This is a genomic window from Clostridium sartagoforme (assembly GCF_039521405.1).
Taxonomy (GTDB): domain Bacteria; phylum Bacillota; class Clostridia; order Clostridiales; family Clostridiaceae; genus Clostridium; species Clostridium sartagoforme.
The window spans coordinates 123,238-147,361 of sequence record NZ_BAAACH010000019.1 but is presented as its reverse complement, the minus strand read 5'-3'; the positions used below and the strand labels follow the sequence as shown (position 1 = coordinate 147,361).

Below are 24,124 nucleotides of genomic sequence, written 5' to 3'. Positions count from 1 at the left end.
TGCATTATTTACTTTTTACATACATAAAATACATATAAGAAATTGAATAGTTTTATTTTAGAAGCTCTCTTTTAGTAAAAGGAGACATCATAAATCTCTTTGCTGACTTCATATTTGTAAGCCAAACTAAATGTGCATCTTGTTTTGTATTATTAAGAATTCTAGGAACAAAAAAATTAGCTACTGTTTCAGGTTCATCTGCAAGAGTATTAAAAACTTTTTTAAATTCGTGGTCTTGAGTAACAGATGATGTCTCCCCAGTAGGTGACTTTGTAATAAACTCAGTAAGCATCATTCCTGGTGATAACCTACCTACTTTTACCTCCGAATTCTTTAATTCCTTAGCTAATCCTTTGGTAAAATAAGTAAGCGCTCGTTTGGAAGTACCATATAAAATAGTTTGCTCAATAATCATGTCATTTGAGCCTAGCCCCTCCATATTCCAGATTTGACCATAACCTTGTTTGATCATATTTTCAGAGGCAATCCTAGAACCATACATAACTCCCTTGATATTTGTATCCACAACTGCATCAATATAATCATCAGGTGTATCCCAAAGAGATTCACGAGGACAATTCTGACCAGCATTATTAATCCATATATCTACACTTCCCCATTTATCAACTGATTTTATCCATAAGTTTTTAATATCTGATTTGTTTCTAACATTACAAGTAATGTATATATACTTGTCTTTAAATTTATTAAGCTTTTCTCTTGCATTATTAAACGATTCAGGTTTTGATCCAGAAATAGTTACATTACAGCCTAACTCTAAAAACTTCTTGGCCATTTCAAATCCCAACCCACGAGTACTTCCTGTTATTACTACATTTTTCATTTTAAGACCCCTTCACCCTTTTAGTTTATACATTTATATTCGTTAAACTTTTTAAAAATCCTTTGAATAATCTATCTTATAAAAGTTTTTTTCATTATACTTCTTAAATACTTTATATAAATCTTTTCCTTTTCACATATATTTTCTATTTTATACATATTTATTATATCCTTAACAAGCAATTTATTTTTTATTCTTTTAAAATATTCTACATTCTAAATAACATAATAGTTTAAAAGATAGTAACCTAAATCTTAATACCATTTCATAAGTAAAAAAACATTACTCAGCTATAATATTAAAAGAATTTAACACTTAAAAATAGAACCTTTATAAATAACTCTTTTCTCAAAGTGTCTATTATATAGGTTCTATTTTAGAAATTACTCTATGTATTTATTAATCAAATCTATCTATCTTAAAAAGTTCTAAATCTTTATCTACTTCTCCTAAGTATAATTTACTTAGCATAATTCCACCTAAAATAGCAAATAAAATTCCATTTGCACCATAGCCTAAACAATACCACAATTTAGGATTTTTAGGGTCTTTACCTAAAAATCCTAAATTATCTGGCGTAGATGCAAAAGCCCCACAGTATTTATATTCTATTTCTATATCTAATTGGGGAAATAAATTTTTAAGTCTTTGTTCTAATTTTTCATAACTTTTATTACATAGCTCTTCATTAAATATATCTGGCAAAAAATTTATATCTTCTCCTCCAATTATTATTCTATTATCATCTGTGGTTCTTAAGTAATTATAAGGATCTTCATTGTCTCTAATAACTGTATTCTTATAAATATCTTCTATGTTGTTTAGTGGCTTTGTTGCAATATTAAAGGTTGTAGTTTTAATACCAAGGTTTCTTTTTGTAAAAAGAGTTGTATTATATCCCGTAGCCACAATAAGTATTTTTCCTTTAACTTTATGACCATAAACTGTTTCTGCTATTACTCCATCTTCATTGTATTGAATTTTTATAACTTCAGTATTTTCATATACCTTTAAACCCTTTTTAGTACTTACATCTAGCAAGGCATGAGTATATTTATAAGGATCGAAGTGTGCTCCTCCAGCCTTACTTGAAACACCAGCTTTTACATCTAAAGAAAATGGATTATTCTCTTTATTAATAAATTCTACATCTAATCCACCCTCTTTTCTGATTTCATATTCTTCTTCCATTTCTTTTATTTCTAAATTCTTTGCTGTATATAAAAAACTATCTACTCTTTTAAAATCACAGGCATTACCATATTCATTAATGAACTCTTCAATTTCATTTAATGCCTTTAACCCTAACTTATAAGATTTTATAACATTATCAATAGATGTATAAGATTTTAACTCCAGAGCATTACTATCTAATTCATATTGAAGAAGAGATGTTGTTATACTAGTGCTTCCATGAGCTATTCTAGACTTTTCTAAAATTACTGCATTAATATTATTTTTAGTAAAATAATATCCTAAAATAGCTCCTGTTACTCCTCCTCCTACTATTATTACGTCTGTATTTATGTCTTCAGTTAAATAATCATATTGCTTAGTTACTTTGTTTATTCTAGTAAAAATACAATCTCCTTGTACATATTGAATATCTATAATAATCCCCTGCCTTCTTATCATAATCAATTTATATATTTGTTTATATTTGATATTTATTATTTCAAACATTATTATTTTTTTAAATTTCTCTTTATTTATACATTGGTAGCTTTATATTCTCATAAAAAAATTAAGCGATTATACAGGTTAACTTTTAAAAATTCTATTAATTAATAGAATTCTAGAATAACTTGTAATTTATAATATTTTCTACTAAAAATCAAATACTATTATTAGGAGGTGAAGATTTGAGAGCAATAAAAGTTAGAATAAAAGACAAACATATAATTAGTTATTTAAAAGATAAAATTCTTATTACTCAACATCTTGAAAATATGATGATAATTTTAATTAATCAAGATTTAAATCAAAATAATGGTAACAACTTTAAATTTTTAACCAACGGAAGAGTTATGAGAGCCGTATTCACAAATAGTAGTGGTGGCAAATTGAAAAAAGATGTGGATTATATTAAAAACTATTATAAAAATAATTCTCTAATGAATGATATAATAGATGTTACTAAGGAATTAAAAATCCATAACATTGTTGAACAAATTAAAAATATAAGAAAGAATTATATATCTACTTATACCAAATCACAAATGGGTGATTTCAAAGCAAATAAACCATCTACCAAATCATTAGCTCTTGCAAATCATATAACATTATATATGGATGGTTATAAATCTATGACATTTAAAAGGAAAAATATAATAGGCCTAAATTTAAATGATAAAATGATTTATACTCATGTAAAGCATGAGCCCTTATTGAGAATAGTAAAAGATTTAAATAATATAAAAAATATTAACTTGAACTATTCAAATGGTTATATTTATATGATAATAAATTATACCCATCCTAAAATACATATTATTCCTGCTGAAAAAGTAAAATATGCTGGATTAGATATTGGAATTAAAAATTTAGCCTCAATATATGTGCACGATAACACGACTAAATCATTAATAATTAGTGGAAAAAAATTTATTAGCTATAATTCTAGCTTTAATAAACTAATTTCAAAATTAGATAAGGATATTAATGAACTTGAAAAGACTAGCAACTTCGAAAAAGTTAACTATTTAAATTATTATAAAAAATTTCTTTATGAAAAAAAATATAATTTCTTTTTTTCAGAATTTCATAAACTCTCAAAATACATATTAATATATTTAAAAGATAACGATGTAACACATTTAGTATTATCAAAAACAATAAACGAATTAAAAAACAATGGTAAATGTAAAATATCAAAAAATATAAAGAACCATTTTCTTCAAATACCTATAATAAAATTAATAAATGATATTTGTTTAAAAGCTCCAAGTTTTAATATAAACGTAATAGAAATTGATGAATCATATACATCTAAGACTTCGTGTTTAAGTGGTGACATTTTCGAAGTAAAATCAAAAGCCTTTAACAATTCAATCTCAACTGATGTTTTCGGAGGAAGACGAGTTAAAAGAGGATTGTTTAAAGACTATAAATACAATAAAATAATAAATGCTGATTTAAATGCAGCCTTTAATATTTGTAAGTATGGTAGCTTTGAAATAAATAATTTTGAAAATATTAAAATTCATTACTATAAATTATGTAATCCCATAAAAATATATACGATGGCAATCTAATATTAGTAGCTTAATCGAATAAAAGGATTTTTCCTAACGTAAAATGTTTACGGCGAGGGGTCAAAGCAAAAATTAAATATTTCAGCCAAACCCTACTTATTAATAATTTTAAATACTTATTATTTTTACATAGAAATTTATGAATAATATATTATTTAAAAGTTATACTATTAGTATCTAATTAAATATATAAAAAAGCCGTGAATTTCTTCACGGCTTATTATGGTGGAGGCGAGGGGTATCGAACCCCTGTCCGAAAGCAGACCAGCCTGACTTTCTACGAGCGTAGTTTGTGACTAAAATTTCGGTCCTTAGTTTGCTCACAAACAAACTCCTAATTCCCTAGCTTCATGAATACCCCTTTAGCTCAAAGCTTTGCTAAACTTCGTTTCCCACTTCAATGACACCAGTGATCCAGAGCGTGGGCACCCTGGGCTGATGAACAGCTATATTAAGCTGCTAATGCAAAATTGTCTTCTGCGTTTATCTTTAATGCATACTTTATTATCGAGGTGACATGCTTGCCTCGGCCCGCTTATCAAACCCATCTTACCCCCGTCGAAGCCAAAACGCCCCCATGTTAGGTAAATTAGTTTAACGCGAAATATTCAATTTTGACTATGTGTAAATTATATATTATATAATTTACTGTGTCAACTTAGATTAAATCCTTGATTCCCATGATTTTCTTATAATCTAAAGTTAACTTTATATAATGTATAACTTTTATATACTTATATTATAATACTTTATATTTATTTTAAAGTTAATCTTATTAGCATTTTGGGAAAAAGCTTCTTATATTTCTATTTTTATAGTTAACTTAATAGTAAAAACAAGAAAAAGCTATTGCACTAATTGAGCTTAATCTGTTAATGCAATAGCTTACTTCTATTAATTGTTATTCTTTGAAGAATTCTTATTTTCTGTTTTATTTAAATTTTCTTTATTATTTTCTGTTTTATTAACTTCACTTTTATTTGAGTTATTAGTTTTTTCATTATTTTCTTTTATATTATCTTTATTTGCTGCATTGTTTGTTTTTTCTTCATTTTTTTCTAAGTTTACATTGTTATCTTTATTTGAAGAGTTCTCATTATTCTTTTGATTTTCTTTGTTAGTGTTTCCATTATCATTAGAGTTTATTGACTCTTTTGTCTCTTCTAAATTTTGATTTTCTTCAGTTTCTGTTTTGCTATTTTCTATCTTACTTTCCTCTTTTGCTTCAACTCTTTGTTCTTTTATTTTTTTCATAATATCTTTAACTGATGAGTTTGCATAATCATCTAAGTTAGCTTCTGGTAATACTGCTTGAAGCTTTTGAATTAAATTTACTTTTCCAGGTGATATTCCTAATCTTTCAGCTTCATCAAATCTTTCCTTATTAATATTTTCTTTTATTATTTCAGTGTTTTCTATTTCTTCTTCTTTTAAGCCTTCGTCTACACCATTTTCTGCTTCCTCTAATATCTCATCACTAGTTGAAGCAAGCATAACTGCGTTTTCATCATCTTTAGCTATGTAGCCATTGTCTACTGCTGATTCTACCAATAACTTAATAGCTTCTTTAACATTTTTATTCTTTATCTTTAACTCTTTACTTATAGTTTCTCCATCTGAATTTAATGCTTCTGCCTTTATTACTTTATCATATCTATTAGTAGTTAGTTTTACACTTGGATTTATATCTAGTGTTAAATAATCCTTTGGAGCTGCATAAGAGTATCCATATCCCCCTACTCCAGCTAATAATACACATGTCATTGCAAATACTATACCTTTTTTCATAGCTAATCCCTCATTTCTTTCATATTCATCGCCAACTTTTAAATTCAATTTATTTTTAATTTTCTTAAATCTACCTTTATTATCAAGAACAATCATATTATTATCATTTATTTCTACCACTAAGGCTTTTTTCATATCAAACCTCCAAATTTATATATTCTTTTATATATTGATAATCGCCTAAAAGTATTATCAGTACTGATATTATATATTTTCGTGATCTCTCTATTGTTTTTCGGGGTACACTAGTATTTTTTTGAATTTTTAATATTGGAATTTTATTATTTAGATATATTTCTTCAATAATCTCCCCATCTTTTATTATGTAATTAATTATTTCATTATATTGTTTTCTAGTAGATTTCCATTTAGGAGAAGCTTTTATTAACTCTTTAAAAGTTATGTTATATTTTGATAGTTCATCAATTAAATTTTCTATTTCAAGTTTCCTTAAATATGAAACATCTTGCCTCTGATAACTTTCTATAGACTTACTTAGTAAAAATTTATCTTTATTATCTTCATCTTCTTCTAAGGATTTTTCATTTGATACTTTTTTATTTTTTCTATAATAATCTATTAATCTAAATTTTATAACTCTTTGGGCATATGAAAAGAAATTTCCTTTATTTATGTCATAACTTTTTATAGATTCAAAAAAAGCCATAAGAGCTATGCTATACTCATCATCATTATCTGTATCTATGTACCTATTTAGTGACTTATTACAATAAGCTATAATAAACGGTTTATAATTATCTATAAAAATATTTATTTTCTCTTTATCATTTTTAATCATCATAATTTCTTCATTTATATTTTCTAACATAACTCACCTCTTTTAATAAAATTCGTATGATTGAATGCCTTTTTTAAGGTAACTAGAAAAATATTTATCTTATTGTATTATTATTTAATTTATAAACAATATACTTTTAAATATAAAAAATAAACCAGATATTATCTGGTTTATTTTCATACTATTAAAAATCCCACTGTCCTGGCAGTTTTAACTTCTGCATATAAGGAAATTTCTTGTCAAATTCTTCTACTTTTTCTTCGATTAACTCTTCAAATACTTTAGATTCATAAAACCTTCCATGTACATCCTTAAGTCCATTTGGCACAAGTTCAATTGCCATAAATGCAGGAAAGTTTTTAGAATCTTTGGTAGTTATTCCAAAGTTATCACAAGTTTTAAAACCATACCTTGGATAATATTCTGGTTCCCCGTATATTATAATTGCCCTATGTCCATCTTTCTTTGCTAACTCCATAGTTGTTTCTAATAAAGCTTTGCCTATACCTTTATTTTGATAACTTGGCTCTACACATAAAGGGCCAAAGGTTAAAACCTCGGTGCTATCTGTTTCATTTATAACATAAGATTTTGTGTACATTATTGTTCCAACAATTTCTCCATTAAGTTCAGCTACCCTACTTAAATCCTCAATATAATCATCACTTTTCCTGAGAATATTAACTAAATAATGCTCACTACATCCAGGTACATGTAAATTCCAAAAAGCCTTCTTAGTCATATATTCAACATTAAAATAATCCTCTTCTCTTTCTCTTCTAATTATTAAATTCTCCAAATCATCATCCCATTTTTTCAAATTCATTTTATTATATTATTGTCCATTTAAATCCTCAATTATTAATTTACTTCTATATTTTCTTAACAATTGCATTCATCTTTAAGTAATACATATTCATAAGTATCTTTCCAAATTAGATTACCATCTTCATCAGATAAATATCATACAAATCCTCACCATCAGTTTCCCTAAAACCTCGTATTAATAAATGCTCTGTTACTAAATCCTTCAAAATTCCTATGCCATAACTCCAACTGTGAACCGTGCCTTGTGCACTGTGAACTATAAACCTGTTACCTGTTACCTGTTACCTAACCCAACTGTGAATTGTGCACTGTCAACTGTCAACTAACCCAAGTCTGCTGGATAAACAACTCCAATTTGTTTTCTTGCTTCTTCAATAACTTCAATTGTATTTCTTGAAACTTCTAAAGAATTTATCTTAGATTCTCTTTCTTTATTTTTAATCAAGTTAGCGAATTCTTCTACTTCATAACACATATTTGCTTCTTTATGTTCTAGTGTTAAATCTTCTTCTCTGCCATCTCTATATATTATTTTTACATTTTCAAAGGTATTGATTTTATTTATTATAATGCTGCCCTCTTCTCCTTGAATTTCTGATGGGAGATATGAATTGCTTATTTTAGAGTATATAACAACTCCTTCCATATCATCATATCCAAAGACTACACTACCTTCTCCATCTACTCCAGTTTCTAGCATTATTCCATTTGCTTTTACTGTATTTGGCTTACCAAAAAGATTCACCATTGGTGCTATACAATAAACTCCTATATCCATAATAGCTCCATTTGATAATTCTTTCTTAAAAGCATTTAAAACTTCTCCAGCCTTATATTTATCATATCTTGAAGAGTATTGGCAGTAGCTTGCAAAATACTTTCTAACTTTACCAATCTTATGAAGATTATCTTTTATAACTCTAAAGTTTGGTAGTAATGTTGTTTTCATAGCTTCCATTAAAACAACATCATTTTCCTTTGCTGCTTTTATCATTTCATCAACTTCTTTAGTATTTGATGCAAAAGCTTTTTCCCCTAAAACATGCTTTTTATGCTTTAAAAACAATATAGCTTGCTTAGCATGCATTGAATTAGGTGAAGCTATATATACTGCATCTATTAGATCACTCTTAGCCATTTCCTCTAAGTCTGTAAATATATTTTTTATATCAAATTTATTTGCAAACTCTTTTGCCTTCTCCTCTGTTCTTGAATAAACAGCAGATATATTTACTCCTTCAACTTCTCTAGCTCCAGCTATTAACCACTCAGTTATAAAATTAGTTCCTATAACACCAATATTAATCATAAATTATCCCTCCAACTCATTAGTAACCGTTTTTATTTTTATTATATCCTATATTGTTATCATTATCTATTAACACTTTAACACTATTTTTGCAATTTTTAATTTTTTAAAATATTTATCCATTTTATGCACATACTACTATTATTAATTTATATTTAATTGTTAATGGTTATTTGTTAATTAGAATATGGAGGTTTTTATATGAAAAACATCTTTAAGGATTTAGAAAAGAAAAAAGTATTAATTGCAATAAGCTATGCTTTATTTTCAATTTTTCTTGTAGGTAATTTTATTTTCTTTATTTCTAAGACCTCAACTTCATCTTTTGTGCCTTCTGTTTTTTTTAGCGAAGGTTATGATAATGAACCAATTGCAAATGTTGGTACTTTTATAACTGATGCTGATGAAAATGTTGAAAGTTCAATTATTTCATTTTTAAATGATTTATATGATACTAGAAATGAATCTTTTACAACTGGTAATGTTGAGGAGCTTTATAAATTTTATGATACTTCTCAAACTTTTAGCTGCTATTCTTTAAATCATGAATTCAAAAGAATTGCTTATTTAAGAGATTGGGCTAATGAAAGGGATGTAACCTTTAAAAATATAGAATCTATACCTAAAATTAAAGCATTAAAAATTAAAGACAATACTTATAATTTAACTTTAAGTGAAGAATATAAATTTGATTACATATATAATAATGTGCCTGAAAAAGTTAATAGTTTTGGGGTTTCTTTGATTCATACTTTAGAATTAAAAGAATTTGGAAAGTCCTTTATCGTAACTAAGGATTATTATCAAGATTGTTTTGAAAGTGGTCTTGAAGGTTATAACTTTAATTTAACTGAAAAAAATATTCCTTTAACTAAATTTAAAACATATAATTTAAATTTCAATATTGATGATAGTACTGAATATAGTGGAATTTATAATCGAAAGGCTGCTGTGGACTATGCTAATAAGTATTCTGGAGTATCTCTTTCTACTAATTTAAATAATACTTATAATTCAAATTACTATACTTATGTTGCTGGATCAGGAAATTCAACTAATTTTATCTCTCAATGTTTAGCTGATAATATTGAGGGGGGTGGGCTTTCTCAGGATAAAGACTGGTCTTATAAATATACTGTATCAAAAGGTGTAATGGCTAGTGATACTTGGGTTAATTCTGAAAAGCTTTTAGATTATCTTTTATCTAGTAATAAGGCTTTTGTATCTTTTTCTGGTACTTTTGATGAAATACTAGAAAATATGTCTAGCTCAAATGATAAAATTAAGATTGGTGACTTAATAATGTATAAGTATGGTGATTATATAGAACATAGCGCTATAATTACAGGATTTGATAACTTTGGATATCCCTTAGTAAATTCAAATTCTATTGATAAATATAAGATTCCTTTTGATTTAGGTTGGAAAAACTCCTCCTGTGAATTTTATGTAGTTTCCTTAAGATAAACATCTCTAAAGAGAAAATGAGCTATAATTACATTATTGTTCTTATAGCTTATTTTCCTTTTTAACTTCTTCGCTTCTTAATAACTAAATAAAAAATAATTAACTAAATGGTCTGATATGACTTTAATTTTAATAATAAATTTATTAATTTCTTAAATTATTGCCTAACTTTTATGTTATACGCTTATATTTTCTTGCTTAAGCAAATCTTGAAGTGTATATTGTGAAAATTCATTTAAAAAAGCACTTAATGAATTTTGCATTATTCCTTTTAGTTTGCAACCTGAATTTATAAATGGACAGCAATCATCTTTATTGAAGCATTGTGCAATATTTAGATTGTCTTCTGTTACAAGAATAACTTCCCCTAAGTTGATATTTTGTGGATCTAGCCCCAGCTTTAATCCCCCTGTTCTTCCTTTCATAGATATTATCAAGTCTGTCTTTGCAAGCTTATGAATAATCTTTTTTAAATGATGTTCTGAAATTTCTAGCTTTTTTGCTAACTCTTCTACTGTGCATAGCTTGTCTCTGTTTTCTGCTAAATATACTAATGCCCTAAATGAGTAATCAGTAAATTTTGATAAGTACATGGAAAATCCCCCTCTTTCGTATATAAGTGGCGCTTATCCTTTAAGTATATATTCCATTCATTTTGTTGTGTTTCTCAAATAAGTCTATTTAGTATTTAATATATGAATATAAATTGAAACATATATCATAAAGTAAGCATGAATATTTATTCGTAAACTTAAACAAATTATTTTTTTCAGCTAAGGTAAATCAACTAGTTTAACCTTTACATATTAAATATTCACTATGTATAAAAATTTAATTGTTTTGATTATACTATAAAGTAACATTAAATTACTAAAAGATATAAAAAATATTTACAAATTCTTAACATTTAACTATTTATTTAAGTATTTAGTTATTAAGTTCATATTTAAGTATACTAAAAAGAGTTATTCCTAGCAACTTATATTAATAAGTATTATGCTAGAAATAACTTCTTTGTCAATTATTTTTCATTTAAATATTCATCTATAGCTTCTGCCGCTTTTTTTCCAGCTCCCATTGCTAAAATAACAGTTGCTGCTCCTGTAACAGCATCTCCTCCAGCATAAACTCCTTCTTTTGTTGTAAGTCCAGCTTCATCTGCAATTATACATTTCCACTTATTAGTTTCAAGTCCTTTTGTTGTTGAAGATATAAGCGGATTTGGTGAAGTTCCAAGAGACATTATAACTGTATCAACATCCATAATATATTCTGAACCTTCTTTAACTACTGGCTTTCTTCTTCCTGATTCATCTGGCTCTCCAAGCTCCATTTCAACACATCTCATGCCTTTAACCCAACCATTTTCATCTACTAAAATTTCTGTTGGATTAGTTAATACATCAAAAATTACGCCTTCTTCTTTAGCATGATGTACTTCTTCAACTCTTGCTGGAAGTTCAGATTCACTTCTTCTATATACTATATGTGATTCTGACCCCAATCTTAAAGCAGTTCTTGCAGCATCCATAGCAACATTTCCGCCACCTACTATTGCTACTTTTTTACCTATTTTAACTGGTGTATGATATTCTTCTTTAAATGCCTTCATTAAATTTACTCTTGTTAAAAATTCATTTGCTGATAAAACTCCATTTGCATTTTCACCTGGTATTCCCATAAATTTAGGAAGTCCAGCTCCTGAACCTATAAATACTGCTTCAAAGCCTTCTTCTTCAATAAGCTCATCTATAGTGATAGTTCTGCCTATTATAACATTAGTTTCTATTTTTACACCTAATTTTTTTATGTTTTCAATTTCTGGTCTAACCACATCATCCTTAGGTAATCTAAATTCAGGAATTCCATAAACTAAAACTCCACCTGGTTCATGCAGTGCTTCAAATATAGTCACATCATATCCTCTTTTAGCCAAATCACCTGCACAAGTTAAGCCCGCTGGTCCACTTCCTATAACTGCAACCTTTTTTTCTTTAGATTCTTCTGTTTCTGCAAGCTCTATATTATTTTTTCTTGACCAATCTGCTATAAATCTTTCTAGTTTACCAATAGAAACTGGCTCACCCTTAATTCCTAATACACATTTACCTTCACATTGACTTTCTTGTGGGCAGACTCTTCCGCAAACTGCTGGTAATGCACTGTATTTTGCTACTTCTTTAGCTGCGTTTTCAAATTCTTCTTTCTTTATATATGATATAAAGCCTGGAATATTTATTGATACTGGGCATCCATCTACACATTTTGGATTTTTACAATTTAAACATCTATTTGCTTCTCTTACAGCTTCTTCATCTAAATACCCTAAGCATACTTCTTCAAAGTTTTTTGCTCTAACTTCTGGAGCTTGTTCTGAAACAGGTACTTTTTTCATTCTATCTTGTATATTCATAATTATTCCACCTTGCATCCACAACCGCCATGATTATGAGTGTCCCCTTCCTCAATTTTTAACTGAGCTCTTCCTTCCTCAGACTTATACATAGTTTGTCTTCTCATTGACTCATCAAAATCAACTAAGTGTCCATCAAATTCTGGTCCATCTACACAAGCAAACTTTACTTTTCCTCCTACAGTAACTCTACATGCTCCACACATTCCTGTTCCGTCTACCATAATTGGATTTAAGCTTACTGTTGTTGGTATATTTAATTCTTTAGTTAGTAAACTCATAAATTTCATCATTATCATAGGTCCAATTACTATTGCATGATCATATTTATTTTTCTTTTCTTCAACCAAATATTTTAAACAATCTGTAACTCTACCATTAAAACCATATGTTCCATCATCAGTTGATATATATAAATTACCTGCTACATTCTTCATTTCATCTTCTAATATTAGCAAGTCTTTAGTTCTACTACCTACTATTACGTCGCAATCAATACCATTTTCATGCATCCATTTAACTTGTGGATATACCGGTGCTGCCCCCACACCACCAGCAATAAATATTATGTTCTTATTTTTAAGATCTTCTAAATTTTCATGTATAAATTCACTAGGTTGTCCTAAAGGTCCAACAAAATCAGCAACATAATCTCCTTCTTCAAAATTAGCTAATTCCTTTGTTCCTCTTCCTACTGCTTGAAATACTATAGTTACAGTTCCTTCTAATCTGTTATAATCTGCTATAGTTAAAGGTATTCTTTCACCTTTATCATCATTTTTTATTATTATAAATTGACCTGGTTTAGCAGATTTGGCAACCCTTGGCGCTTCTATATCCATAAGATATATATTGTCTGTGAGTTCTCTTTTCTTAACTATTTTATACATGTTTGTACCCCCCTGACTTATTTTTCCTAATAATATAATCTTATCATTTTTTAAATATTCATACAATTAATTACTGTAAATATTATTATATATTACTAAATACTTTAAACTTTTGATTATTTATACTATAAATAAAAACCTTAAATTAAGGTTACCTCAAAAAGAAGAAACTTCTGTTTAAGATAACCTTAAAATTCAATTTATTATATACTATAAAATTTAACCTATTTTAGAAATTAACTTTAGTTCCATAATATGTGCATTCAAATAGTTTTTCCATTGTTGCATCGTCAATTTCTCTTGGGTTAGATCCTGTACATGCATCTAAAACTGCATTATGAGAAATAAATTGTAGATTTGCTTTAAAGTCTTCTTCTGTTACTCCGTATTCTTTAACTGTATGTGGAATATTTAATTCTGTATTTAAATTGTTTATCATTTCTATTAATGAATCTGTTAGTTCTGCATCTGTTTTGCCTTCTAATTTTAACATTTTAGCTATATCTGCATATCTATTTTCACATTTAGCTCTGTTATATTGAATTACATATGGTAAGAATATTGCATTTGCACATCCATGAGGAATATGGAATACTGCACCTGTTTTATGAGCCATTGAGTGAACTATTCCAAGTAAAGCATTAGAGAATGCCATTCCTGCTAAACATTGAGCTTCATGCATTAAATTTCTAGCTTCTTTATCACCTTTATAAGATTCAACTAAGCTTTCTTTAACCATTTCTATAGCCTTCATAGCTAATGGATCTGAGAAATTAGATCTAAGTGATGCAGTATATGCTTCTATAGCATGAGTTAATGCATCCATTCCAGTATGTGCTACTAATTTTGCTGGCATAGTTTGTGCTAAATCTGGATCTACTATGGCAATGTCTGGAGTTATGTTAAAATCTGCTAGAGGATATTTAATTTTTGCTTTATAATCTGTTATAACTGAGAAAGCTGTTACTTCTGTAGCTGTACCACTTGTTGATGGAATTGCTACAAATTTAGCTTTTTGTCTAAGTTCAGGTAATCCAAATGGAACAACTGCTTGCTCAAATGTAAAGTCAGGATATTCATAGAAAATCCACATTGCTTTAGCTGCATCTATTGGTGAACCACCACCCATAGCAACTATCCAATCTGGTTCAAACTTTCTCATAGCTTCTGCACCACTCATAACAGTTTCAACTGATGGATCTGGTTCCACGCCTTCAAAAAGTTCAACTTCCATTCCTGCTTCTTTTAAATAACTTTCAACTTTATCTAAGAATCCAAAGCGCTTCATTGAGCCTCCACCAACTACAACCATCGCTTTCTTTCCCTTTAATGTCTTTAATACTTCTAAGGAACCTTCTCCATGATATAAATCTCTTGGTAATGTAAAACGTGCCATAATAAAAACCTCCTAAAATATATATAATTTATTTCTTACTTATTTACACTTAATATAATAGCAATACTCATGCCAAAAGTTTTTTATTTAACAATATTGTTAAATTATTGACTTTCCCTAAGATATATTTTTTCTGCAAAAATAAATATGTCCTAAAATAAAACAACTTTCAAAATGAAATCGTTCTATTTTAGGACACTGTCCTGTTATAATACAGTTGGCTAGTTCACAGTGCACAATTCACAGTTTAGGATAAAACTACTGTGTAGTTTTTAAAATTTAGTTTCTTTTAACTATTTTAAAGTTATTAAAAAATTTCTTAATTCAGCTCTGCTGAATTATTTCAATAACTGTGAACTGTGAATTGTGAACCGTGAACTAAAATAAATTGTGAAGCAATTTATTTGACGTCAATATTATATTTTTTTATTTTAAGGTAAAGTGTATTTCTACTTATTCCTAAAACTTTTGCTGTCTTTGTCATATTGTGCTTGTTACTCTCTATTGCATTTATTATTGTTCTTTTTTCTATTTCTTCTAAATTAAATGATTTTTCCTTTATATTTTCTTCTAAGATTTCTTTATTATCTATAGTTAAGTTTGTACTTACTTTTTCTTCGTATTCATCTATTATATCTACTGAAAGTTCTCCATTTAAGTTAACTATATTTTCTATGGAATTTTCTAATTGTCTTATATTACCTGGCCAATTATATCCAAGTAACTTATTGTATAACTCATTACTTATTACAGGAATATCTTTATCTAATTTTATTGATTTCATATTAAGGAAGTATTCAATAAGCTTTGTTATATCTCCTTTTCGTTCTTTTAAAGGCGGTAGTTTTATTGGAATTACACATAATCTATAATATAAATCTTCCCTAAATTTTCCTCTTTTAACTTCTTTTTTTAAATCCTTATTTGTTGCTGCTATCACTCTCATATCTACAGATATTTCTTTGCCTCCTCCAAGTCTAGTTACTCTTCCCTCTTGAAGTACTCTAAGTAGCTTAACTTGCATATCAAGTGGCATTTCTCCTATTTCATCTAAAAATAAGGTTCCTCCATTTGCAAGTTCAATTTTTCCTATCCTTCCACCCTTTTTACCACCAGTAAAAGTTCCATCTTCATATCCAAAGAGCTCACTTTCAATTATATTGGCTGGTATAGCTCCACAATTTATAGCTATAAATTTATTATTTTTTCTTAAACTATAATTATGAATTGATTGTGCTAAAACTTCTTTTCCTGTTCCACTTTCTCCTTGTATTAAAACTGTTGATGGACTATTAGCTATAATCTTACAATTTGTTATTACATTTTTAATTGCATCACTTTCTCCTATAATATCATTAAATGTAAAAAATGCACCTGTAAAATTATTACCTTTATTTTCTTCCTTTAGCCTAGTTAAGGTTGCTACAATTCCTATTATTTTTTCATTATGTTTAATTCCTTTAAATATAACTTCTGTTTTATATTTACTAGCATGACTTAATTTTATTTCCTTTGTTATAGGTTTGTTGTTTTTTGATATTTTATCAACTACATTTTGAAAATTCGGTATTATGTGATTTATATCTTCATTTATTAAATTATGATTTCTCTTATCTAAAATATTTAAGCCAAGTTCATTTATATTTATGATTTTTCCATGAGTATCAACAATCATTATACCTTTGTCCACATTTTCTATGACAGTTTTCATATAATTGTAAGTTTGATTTAATATATAATTTGCTTTAATTCTATATAATTCATTTTCTATTGCTGTTACTCCAAAAATAACTAATCCTAAAGTGTGTGGATGTTTCATATTACTTTTTCCTGTTAAATTTAATGTACCTATTATTTCACCTTTACTATTATGGATAGGTGCTGCAGAGCATGTTAAACTTTGAAATATATTAACATAATGCTCTTTTGCTGTTATTTGAATACATCTATTTTCTTTTATGGCTGTTCCCATTGCATTGGTTCCAATATTTTTTTCATCCATATAAGCTCCAATTTTTAAGTTTAGCTTACCTAATTCATCTTTTATTTCATTGGCTCCCTTAATATAAAGAATACATCCATTATTATCTGTTAAAATTATTATAAAATCTCTATCTTCAACAGATTCAACTACCATGTCTATATAAGGCTTTGATATTTCTATTAATTCTTTATTTAATTCTAATGCTTTCCTAAGTTCATCTCCATGCAATATCATCTTTGAATGATTACTATCTTTTTCAATACCATAATCTTCACTTCTTTTATGAGAATTCTCAATCAATAAACTCTTATTATACATACCCATACCCCTTAGCCTTTTTTATATTAATATTTATGTCTGTTTATGCCTATAATATAAGTTTACTATTAGATTGATAATTTTTCTACAAATAAATAAAACTATAATCTATTTTTAAATTTATAGATTATAGTTTTATACATATAAGTTCACGTTATTGAACTATTAACTTTTCTTAAATACAATAAACTTCAAATAAGTTTAACTAATTTTAAATATTTATTGTTTTTATATAATTTTTAATTTTAATATCTTGTAGAATTCTTTAATTGTCTTTCTATATCTCTCTTATGAGCTTTTTCTAGCATAGAATCTCTCTTATCATAATTCTTTTTACCTCTACAAAGGCCAAGTGCAACCTTTACTTTACCATTTTTCAAATATAATGATAATGGCACTAAAGTAAAACCTTGTTGTGATACAAGCCCTGCAAATCTTGATATTTGTTCTTTATGAAGTAAAAGCTTTCTTTCTCTTAATGGATCTACATTAAAAATATTACCTTGTTCATAAGGACTTATGTGCATACCTTTTATAGTAATTTCACCATTTTCTACATCTGCATAAGATTCTTTTAAGTTACATTTTCCTGCTCTTATTGATTTAACTTCTGTACCAACTAAAGCTATCCCCGCTTCTATAGTTTCTTCCACAAAATAATCATGCCTAGCTTTTCTATTTTCAGCTAGCGTATTACTATTTTTCTTTCTTACCATACTCTCACCACTCATCTTATTTTTCTTTAAGTATAACAGAATTGATATAAATTGCGAAGCAATTTATTCAATTCACAGTTTACAGCTCTTCAGTGCTGTTATCTTCTTCTATTAATTCACTTTTCATTTCTTCTTTTACTTCTTGAATCTTTTCGCTAAGCTTTTCGCTAGGTATTATTTCTTGTTTAGGTTCTTCTTCTACTAAATCAAAGTAAACCTCTCTATTATCAATATCTACTCTAGTACATTTTACTTTAACCTCATCACCTAATCTGTATATCTTTTTAGTTCTTTCACCAATTAAACATAAATGAGCTTCATCGTAAATATAGTAATCGTCGTCTAAAGCTGTTATGTGAATTAATCCTTCTATAGTATTTGGAAGCTCTGCAAACAACCCAAAAGATGTAACAGATGATATAATTGCTGAGAATTCTTCTCCAATTCTTTCTTGCATGTATTCTGCTTTCTTTAAATCATCTACTTCTCTTTCTGCTTCTTGTGCTAATCTTTCCATTTCTGATGATTGTTTTGATGCTATTTCAACAATATTTGTTAATCTTCCAGCTCTCTTTTCATCTATTTTTCCATTTAATTGTTCCTTTATAATTCTATGAATTTGAAGATCTGGATATCTTCTTATTGGTGATGTAAAGTGACAATAGTACTTAGCTGCAAGACCAAAATGTCCTACACATTCTGGAGAATATTTGGCTTGCATCATTGAACGTAGTAAAAGTGTACTTACTACTGTTTCTTCTTTTTTGCCCTTTACTTTTTCTAATATATCTTGAAGAGCTCTTGGATGAGCCTCTTGACCCCATCTTACTACATAACCTAAATTATATACAAACTCTTTAAACTTTTCTAACTTTTCTTCATCTGGTTCCTCATGAATTCTATATACAAAAGGTAAATTAGTCCAGAACATATGCTCAGCTATTGTTTCATTACATACAAGCATAAATTCTTCTATTATTCTATTTGCAATTGCCCTGTCATAAGGTTTAATATCTATTGGCTTTCCTAAGTCATTTAAAATTATTTTTGACTCTTCAAAGTTAAAATCTATAGCTCCCCTCTTCATTCTTTTTTCACGAAGAATAATACATAATTCTTCCATAGCTTTAAAATCATCGACTAAATAATCATATCTTTTAATAAGATCTTCATCATTATTTTCTAAAATTTTTGTTACATCTGTATAAGTCATTCTTTCACTAGTTTTTATAACTGTTTCTTCTATTTCATGTTGAATAACTTTTCCACTCTTATCAATAACCATAAAGCAGCTCAAAGCTAATCTATCTACCTTAGGATTTAATGAACAAATACCATTTGATAATTTTCTAGGAAGCATTGGGATAACTCTATCTATCAAATATACTGAAGTTCCTCTTTTTAAAGCTTCTTTATCTAGAGGATTCTTTTCTCTTACATAATGAGTTACATCCGCAATATGAACTCCTAATCTAAATTTGCCATTATCAAGTCTTTCTATTGAAACAGCATCATCTAAATCTTTAGCATCTTCTCCATCTATTGTTACCATTCTTAAATTTCTAAGATCTTTTCTTCTTGCATATTCCTTATCTTCTATTTTTTCCTCAATATTTTCTGCATAGCTTAAAACCTTTTCCGGGAATTCTTCTGGTAGACCATATTTCTTAATTATTGTAAGAATATCTAGTCCTTTATCTCCCTTTTTACCTAAAACTTCTTTAACTATTCCTTCAGGACTTCTTCTTTTATCTCCCCATTTAACTATTTCACAGATTACTACATCTCCATCTTGTGCTCCATTTCTATCCTTTTTAGATACAAATATATCTTGATTTAATCTTGTATCTTCTGGAACTACAAAGCCAAAGTTTCTACTATCCTCATATACGCCTATAACTTTATTATTTGCTCTTTCTAGTACTTCTTGTACTTCACCTTCTCTTTTCTTACCATTTAAATCTTCTCTTGTTATTTGAACTAAAACTCTATCTCCATTCATTGCACCCTTCATAGATGAGCTAGGAATGAAAACATCCTTTTCTCCTTCTGTATCTGGCAATAAAAATCCAAAACCTTTTTGATGAACTTCTAATTTACCTGTAATTAATCCAAGTCTTTCTGGAACACCAAATTTATCCTTCTTAGTTCTAACTATTACCCCTTCTTTTTCCATTGATTTTAATACTTTTTTAAAAGATTTATATTCATCAGGATTTATATCAAATACAGAAACCAATTCTTGTATATCCATTGGTCTATATGCTTCTTCCCTCATAAAACTTAATAATGTTTGTTTAACTCCCATATATATTATTTCCTCCATACTATTTTTTAGTGCACAGTTCACAAGGCACAGTTCACAGTTATTAAAATAATTTAAGCAAAGCTGAATTAAAAAATCCATATATAAGCTATGAAAGAGTTTATATAATTTATTTTTTAAAACTACAAAATAGTTTTATATTCAACTGTGAACTGAGCAAAATTGCTTTACAACTTACCACACTTTATATTTTAACCAACTTACTTTTATATTACACAACTTAAAGGCATTTGCCTATTAAATTCACTAAATTCCCTTCAAATGTTTTATTTACCAATATATATTTAATCAAAAAAATAGACAATCAACAACCCACATTGCCAATTGCCCATTAACACTATAAATTATAAATTTATCTGTTGTTATTTGTATATTTATTCTACAAACAACCATTCTTCATAATTCAACCAACGTGAATTACTTTCTAAACTTTTTCACTCTTTCATTATTTCCTATAATTCAGTTCGCTTGAATTATCTTAGGCAGTATTCTGCCAGTACAGTTTGTAGTTCATAAATATTTAAACTACTATTAAATTGTTTTTCTATTGGAAGAGCCGTTCCCGAAATCCATATTTTTAATTCTGCATCTAAATCCAAATGTCCTGCTGTTTCAATACTAAAGTGGGTTATTGATTTGTAAGGAATTGAATGATATTCTGTTTTCTTTCCTGTCATACCTTGTTTATCAACTAAAAGTAACCTTTTATTAGTGAAGATAAACATATCTCTTACTAGTTTATAGGCTTTTTCTATAGTTTCTGTTGATGTTAATATTTTTTCATACTCTTTTCTTAAAGAACTTAAATCAACTTCTGATGCATTTCCCATTAGTCCATTGAATATACCCATAAAATCACTCCTAATTTTATAATATAAAAGAGCTACCAATTAACAGCAGCCCCTTCTTATAACATTATATTAAAGATAATGCTATTGTATTCACAGCAAATAAAGTCATAGTAATAATGGTTACTTTAATTAACATAGATTCCTTAGTTCTAGCCTTATTCTTTGAAAAGAAAGTTTCATTTTTACTTCCTTGAATTAATCCGCTTAATGCATCTGTTTTACTTGGTTGCAGTAATACTGATATTATAATTGCTATTCCTAGTATTGCTTCTAAAGCTAATAAAAAATTCTTCATAACTATACCTCCCATGGTAACTTAAAACGGTCGTATTTAGATAAGGATATCTTAACATATTAAATTCTATATTACAAGTGGATAATTACAAATTAATACCTTTATACAAAAATAAGGATAAGTTTTTTACTTATCCTTATTACTAATTTTTAATTACTTTTTAATATTGAAGAATGCTTTTCTTCCTCTGTATTCTGCTACATCGTCTAATTCTTCTTCAATTCTTATTAATTGGTTGTACTTAGCAACTCTTTCAGATCTTGCTGGAGCACCAGTTTTGATTTGACCAGCGTTAACAGCTACAACTAAATCAGCAATTGTAGTGTCTTCTGTTTCTCCTGATCTATGAGAAATAACTGCTGTATAACCAGCTCTGTTAGCCATTTCTATAGCATTTAGAGTTTCAGTTAAAGTACCGATTTGGTTTAATTTTATTAAAATTGAGTTACCAACGCCTAAGTCAATTCCTCTTTCTAATCTTTCAGTGTTTGTAACGAATAAATCATCACCAACTAATTGAACCTTCTTACCTAATCTTTCAGTTATTAGCTTCCAACCTTCCCAATCTTCTTCAGCCATACCATCTTCAATTGAAATAATTGGATATTTATTAACCCAGTTTTCTAAGAAATCAACCATTTCAGCTGCAGTTAAAGTTTTTCCTTCATGTTCTAATACATACTTTCCATCTTTGTAGTATTCTGATGAAGCAGCATCTATAGCTATAAACATATCCTCTCCAGCTTTGTAGCCAGCTTTAGTTATAGCTTCTATAATAACTTCAATAGCTTCTTCGTTTGACTTAAGGTTTGGAGCAAATCCACCTTCATCACCGATAGCTGTTGAATATCCTTTATCGTGTAAAGTCTTCTTTAATGTGTGGTAAACTTCAGCACACATCTTTAATGCATCGCTAAATGTCTTAGCTCCAACTGGCATAACCATGAATTCTTGTAAATCAACTGAATTATCAGCATGTGATCCACCATTGATTATGTTCATCATAGGTACTGGTAAAACTTTTGCATTTACTCCACCTACATATTGATATAATGGTAAATCTAATGATTTAGCAGCTGCATTAGCAACAGCAAGTGAAACACCTAATATAGCATTAGCACCTAATTTGGCTTTATTTGGAGTTCCATCTAGTTCAATAAGCATTTTATCTATATATGGTTGATCATATACGTTACATCCAATTAACTCTTCTGCAATTGTATCATTTACGTTTTGAACAGCCTTTAAAACACCTTTTCCTAAGTAATTATCTTTATCTCCATCTCTTAATTCAACTGCTTCATACATACCAGTTGATGCTCCTGATGGAACTGCTGCTCTACCTACAGTACCATCTTCTAAGTAAACTTCAACTTCTACTGTAGGGAAACATCTTGAGTCAAGAATTTGTCTTGCTACAACGTCTACTATTTCACAATAATTTTTCATTATTTTTTCCTCCTTTATTTTAAATGTAATTTGTTTTTTCCTATATCTATACCTTTATTATTATTTCATTCACCAATAAAATTATTCATTAATGTGATTTCGTATAGACCTTTATAGGACCAAATAACATTTTTTAGCAAATAATAATCATTATCACATTTTCAATATTATTATACCACTTTGTCCATATTTTTCAATATGTTTTTACTTATGTATACATTTAACTAGAAACTTTTTATAATTCCCCAAAGAATAAAAAATAACCTGTAAGATGAATTGTTTTATTTCAATTCATTTTATAGGTTATATCTCACTAAATAAAATATTTGTATAACTTTATTCTAAATCATTATTTTGAGCATATTGTTGAAATTTCTTTTCCCACTCATTAGCTACCTTCTTATTTATTTGCCTAATGTCTTCAATAAAGCTTTCTAGTACTCCAACTTTATAAAGTCCCTTCATAAGATGCCTTGGATAATTTACCTTTCTCTTATAGCATTGCTTTGGATCTATTACCATAACTTTATTATCATTTGTTATGTAAATATCTCTGCATCTAGCATCTAACTTAGTAAATTCAAGTTTTTTAAATTCCTCTATCAAATAATATAGATTCTCTGCGATTTCATAATTAAAACCTTTTTTCTTAATATAATGATCTAACCTATGTCCCTCAACCTTATCTCTTACTATATAGAACTTGCCTGTATTATATATCTTAGGAAAATACTTTGACCTACTTACTTTTTTAAGTATATCTCCTTCTTCCCTGCAACATTTTGCCTCTTGAAATATCTTTATTGCTTTATTATCAGGTAGTTCATAAACAATACCATTATGACCTTCACCAAGAAAAACAGCTTCCTTAAAAAGTTCTTCAGTTTCAGAATCAAAATCTGCTGAATAAGAATAAGTTCTAGCCATATAACTCTCCTATAAAAATGTTATTATTATATATTATTAGTTCATAATCATAATGATGACAAGTTTCTTGAATGAAATTTAATAGCATTATATTTAATTTATTTTTTTATATATTTTTTAATAATAGCCTTAACTAATATTACTGATAAAAATATAAAACTCCAATTTAAGAAAGCATCTCTATAAGCTGTTTTTGATAGTTCTCAAAAAAGACAGATATAATTCCAAATTTAATCATACCTATCCTTTTTTCTATTAATTACTATATCA

The 24,124-nt window shown here is 27.8% G+C and carries 19 protein-coding genes, 1 other RNA gene and 1 pseudogene; 2 read left to right on the top strand and 19 right to left on the bottom strand.

Annotated elements, in window-relative coordinates; translation table 11 throughout:
- Window positions 1–52 precede the first annotated feature (52 nt).
- Together ABDZ60_RS09650 and ABDZ60_RS09645 are read right to left on the bottom strand one after the other, a co-directional pair.
- Entirely contained in the window at window positions 53–844 is a 792-nt protein-coding gene (locus tag ABDZ60_RS09650; RefSeq protein ID WP_343777782.1) for an SDR family NAD(P)-dependent oxidoreductase, read from the bottom strand.
- 399 nt (window positions 845–1,243) lie between these two features.
- Window positions 1,244–2,455, bottom strand: a complete 1,212-nt coding sequence (locus ABDZ60_RS09645) for an NAD(P)/FAD-dependent oxidoreductase (protein ID WP_343777847.1) — start codon at window positions 2,453–2,455, stop codon at window positions 1,244–1,246.
- A gap of 251 nt (window positions 2,456–2,706) precedes the next feature.
- Here ABDZ60_RS09645 and ABDZ60_RS09640 point away from each other — a divergent pair, with 251 nt between their 5' ends.
- On the top strand, window positions 2,707–4,098 hold the full coding sequence (locus tag ABDZ60_RS09640) for a transposase (RefSeq protein WP_047002282.1): 1,392 nt from the start codon (window positions 2,707–2,709) through the stop codon (window positions 4,096–4,098).
- Between the two features lie 223 nt (window positions 4,099–4,321).
- Here ABDZ60_RS09640 and ssrA read toward each other — a convergent pair.
- From ssrA to ABDZ60_RS09615, 5 genes are all read right to left on the bottom strand, one after another.
- Window positions 4,322–4,675, bottom strand: a transfer-messenger RNA (tmRNA) gene (gene ssrA / locus ABDZ60_RS09635).
- Between the two features lie 317 nt (window positions 4,676–4,992).
- The gene (locus ABDZ60_RS09630; RefSeq protein WP_343777780.1) at window positions 4,993–6,021 is read right to left on the bottom strand and encodes an anti-sigma-I factor RsgI family protein; all 1,029 of its coding nucleotides are present in this window, start codon (window positions 6,019–6,021) and stop codon (window positions 4,993–4,995) included.
- Window position 6,022: 1 nt separating this feature from the next.
- Window positions 6,023–6,715, bottom strand: a complete 693-nt coding sequence (sigI, locus tag ABDZ60_RS09625) for an RNA polymerase sigma-I factor (RefSeq protein ID WP_047002283.1) — start codon at window positions 6,713–6,715, stop codon at window positions 6,023–6,025.
- Between the two features lie 154 nt (window positions 6,716–6,869).
- The gene (locus tag ABDZ60_RS09620; RefSeq protein WP_343777777.1) at window positions 6,870–7,484 is read right to left on the bottom strand and encodes a GNAT family N-acetyltransferase; all 615 of its coding nucleotides are present in this window, start codon (window positions 7,482–7,484) and stop codon (window positions 6,870–6,872) included.
- A gap of 351 nt (window positions 7,485–7,835) precedes the next feature.
- Window positions 7,836–8,822, bottom strand: a complete 987-nt coding sequence (locus ABDZ60_RS09615; protein WP_343777775.1) for a Gfo/Idh/MocA family protein — start codon at window positions 8,820–8,822, stop codon at window positions 7,836–7,838.
- A 201-nt stretch (window positions 8,823–9,023) separates the two neighbouring features.
- Between ABDZ60_RS09615 and ABDZ60_RS09610 the strand changes: the two genes are divergently transcribed.
- Complete coding sequence (locus tag ABDZ60_RS09610) at window positions 9,024–10,289, top strand: amidase domain-containing protein (protein WP_343777773.1); 1,266 nt, start codon at window positions 9,024–9,026, stop codon at window positions 10,287–10,289.
- A gap of 176 nt (window positions 10,290–10,465) precedes the next feature.
- Here the strand turns inward: ABDZ60_RS09610 and ABDZ60_RS09605 are convergent, their stop codons facing one another.
- From ABDZ60_RS09605 to ABDZ60_RS18665, 12 genes and pseudogenes are all read right to left on the bottom strand, one after another.
- Window positions 10,466–10,882, bottom strand: coding sequence for an RrF2 family transcriptional regulator (locus ABDZ60_RS09605; RefSeq protein ID WP_016208186.1), 417 nt, complete (start codon window positions 10,880–10,882; stop codon window positions 10,466–10,468).
- 428 nt (window positions 10,883–11,310) lie between these two features.
- Window positions 11,311–12,702 carry an NADPH-dependent glutamate synthase gene (gene gltA, locus ABDZ60_RS09600; RefSeq protein ID WP_047001102.1) on the bottom strand — a complete coding sequence of 464 codons (1,392 nt, stop codon included), beginning with the start codon at window positions 12,700–12,702 and terminating at the stop codon, window positions 11,311–11,313.
- Window positions 12,703–12,704: 2 nt separating this feature from the next.
- On the bottom strand, window positions 12,705–13,592 hold the full coding sequence (locus tag ABDZ60_RS09595; RefSeq protein WP_343777770.1) for a sulfide/dihydroorotate dehydrogenase-like FAD/NAD-binding protein: 888 nt from the start codon (window positions 13,590–13,592) through the stop codon (window positions 12,705–12,707).
- A 229-nt stretch (window positions 13,593–13,821) separates the two neighbouring features.
- On the bottom strand, window positions 13,822–14,988 hold the full coding sequence (locus ABDZ60_RS09590) for an iron-containing alcohol dehydrogenase (protein ID WP_016208183.1): 1,167 nt from the start codon (window positions 14,986–14,988) through the stop codon (window positions 13,822–13,824).
- Between the two features lie 400 nt (window positions 14,989–15,388).
- On the bottom strand, window positions 15,389–17,290 hold the full coding sequence (locus ABDZ60_RS09585; protein ID WP_343777768.1) for a sigma-54-dependent Fis family transcriptional regulator: 1,902 nt from the start codon (window positions 17,288–17,290) through the stop codon (window positions 15,389–15,391).
- 245 nt (window positions 17,291–17,535) lie between these two features.
- Window positions 17,536–18,006, bottom strand: coding sequence for an SsrA-binding protein SmpB (smpB, locus tag ABDZ60_RS09580; RefSeq protein WP_016208181.1), 471 nt, complete (start codon window positions 18,004–18,006; stop codon window positions 17,536–17,538).
- 79 nt (window positions 18,007–18,085) lie between these two features.
- Window positions 18,086–20,314 carry a ribonuclease R gene (rnr, locus tag ABDZ60_RS09575; protein WP_343777764.1) on the bottom strand — a complete coding sequence of 743 codons (2,229 nt, stop codon included), beginning with the start codon at window positions 20,312–20,314 and terminating at the stop codon, window positions 18,086–18,088.
- 491 nt (window positions 20,315–20,805) lie between these two features.
- A complete protein-coding gene (locus ABDZ60_RS09570; RefSeq protein ID WP_343777762.1) occupies window positions 20,806–21,183 on the bottom strand; it encodes a PH domain-containing protein in 378 nt (125 codons plus the stop codon).
- Window positions 21,184–21,247: 64 nt separating this feature from the next.
- A complete protein-coding gene (gene secG / locus ABDZ60_RS09565) occupies window positions 21,248–21,478 on the bottom strand; it encodes a preprotein translocase subunit SecG (RefSeq protein WP_343777760.1) in 231 nt (76 codons plus the stop codon).
- Window positions 21,479–21,631: 153 nt separating this feature from the next.
- Entirely contained in the window at window positions 21,632–22,927 is a 1,296-nt protein-coding gene (gene eno / locus ABDZ60_RS09560; RefSeq protein ID WP_047001097.1) for a phosphopyruvate hydratase, read from the bottom strand.
- A 336-nt stretch (window positions 22,928–23,263) separates the two neighbouring features.
- The gene (locus tag ABDZ60_RS09555; RefSeq protein WP_016208176.1) at window positions 23,264–23,854 is read right to left on the bottom strand and encodes a hypothetical protein; all 591 of its coding nucleotides are present in this window, start codon (window positions 23,852–23,854) and stop codon (window positions 23,264–23,266) included.
- Window positions 23,855–23,952: 98 nt separating this feature from the next.
- A pseudogene (locus ABDZ60_RS18665) lies at window positions 23,953–24,045 on the bottom strand (hypothetical protein); the annotation flags it as partial.
- Window positions 24,046–24,124: the final 79 nt, after the last annotated feature.

Coding starts and splice junctions, on each gene's coding strand:
- ABDZ60_RS09650 (WP_343777782.1), bottom strand. CDS start 844: ATGAAAAATGTAGTAATAACAGGAAGTACTCGTGGGTTGGGATTTGAA.
- ABDZ60_RS09630 (WP_343777780.1), bottom strand. CDS start 6,021: ATGAAAAAAGCCTTAGTGGTAGAAATAAATGATAATAATATGATTGTT.
- sigI (WP_047002283.1), bottom strand. CDS start 6,715: ATGTTAGAAAATATAAATGAAGAAATTATGATGATTAAAAATGATAAA.
- ABDZ60_RS09615 (WP_343777775.1), bottom strand. CDS start 8,822: ATGATTAATATTGGTGTTATAGGAACTAATTTTATAACTGAGTGGTTA.
- ABDZ60_RS09610 (WP_343777773.1), top strand. CDS start 9,024: ATGAAAAACATCTTTAAGGATTTAGAAAAGAAAAAAGTATTAATTGCA.
- ABDZ60_RS09605 (WP_016208186.1), bottom strand. CDS start 10,882: ATGTACTTATCAAAATTTACTGATTACTCATTTAGGGCATTAGTATAT.
- gltA (WP_047001102.1), bottom strand. CDS start 12,702: ATGAATATACAAGATAGAATGAAAAAAGTACCTGTTTCAGAACAAGCT.
- ABDZ60_RS09595 (WP_343777770.1), bottom strand. CDS start 13,592: ATGTATAAAATAGTTAAGAAAAGAGAACTCACAGACAATATATATCTT.
- ABDZ60_RS09590 (WP_016208183.1), bottom strand. CDS start 14,988: ATGGCACGTTTTACATTACCAAGAGATTTATATCATGGAGAAGGTTCC.
- ABDZ60_RS09585 (WP_343777768.1), bottom strand. CDS start 17,290: ATGTATAATAAGAGTTTATTGATTGAGAATTCTCATAAAAGAAGTGAA.
- smpB (WP_016208181.1), bottom strand. CDS start 18,006: ATGGTAAGAAAGAAAAATAGTAATACGCTAGCTGAAAATAGAAAAGCT.
- rnr (WP_343777764.1), bottom strand. CDS start 20,314: ATGGGAGTTAAACAAACATTATTAAGTTTTATGAGGGAAGAAGCATAT.
- ABDZ60_RS09570 (WP_343777762.1), bottom strand. CDS start 21,183: ATGGGTATATTCAATGGACTAATGGGAAATGCATCAGAAGTTGATTTA.
- secG (WP_343777760.1), bottom strand. CDS start 21,478: ATGAAGAATTTTTTATTAGCTTTAGAAGCAATACTAGGAATAGCAATT.
- eno (WP_047001097.1), bottom strand. CDS start 22,927: ATGAAAAATTATTGTGAAATAGTAGACGTTGTAGCAAGACAAATTCTT.
- ABDZ60_RS09555 (WP_016208176.1), bottom strand. CDS start 23,854: ATGGCTAGAACTTATTCTTATTCAGCAGATTTTGATTCTGAAACTGAA.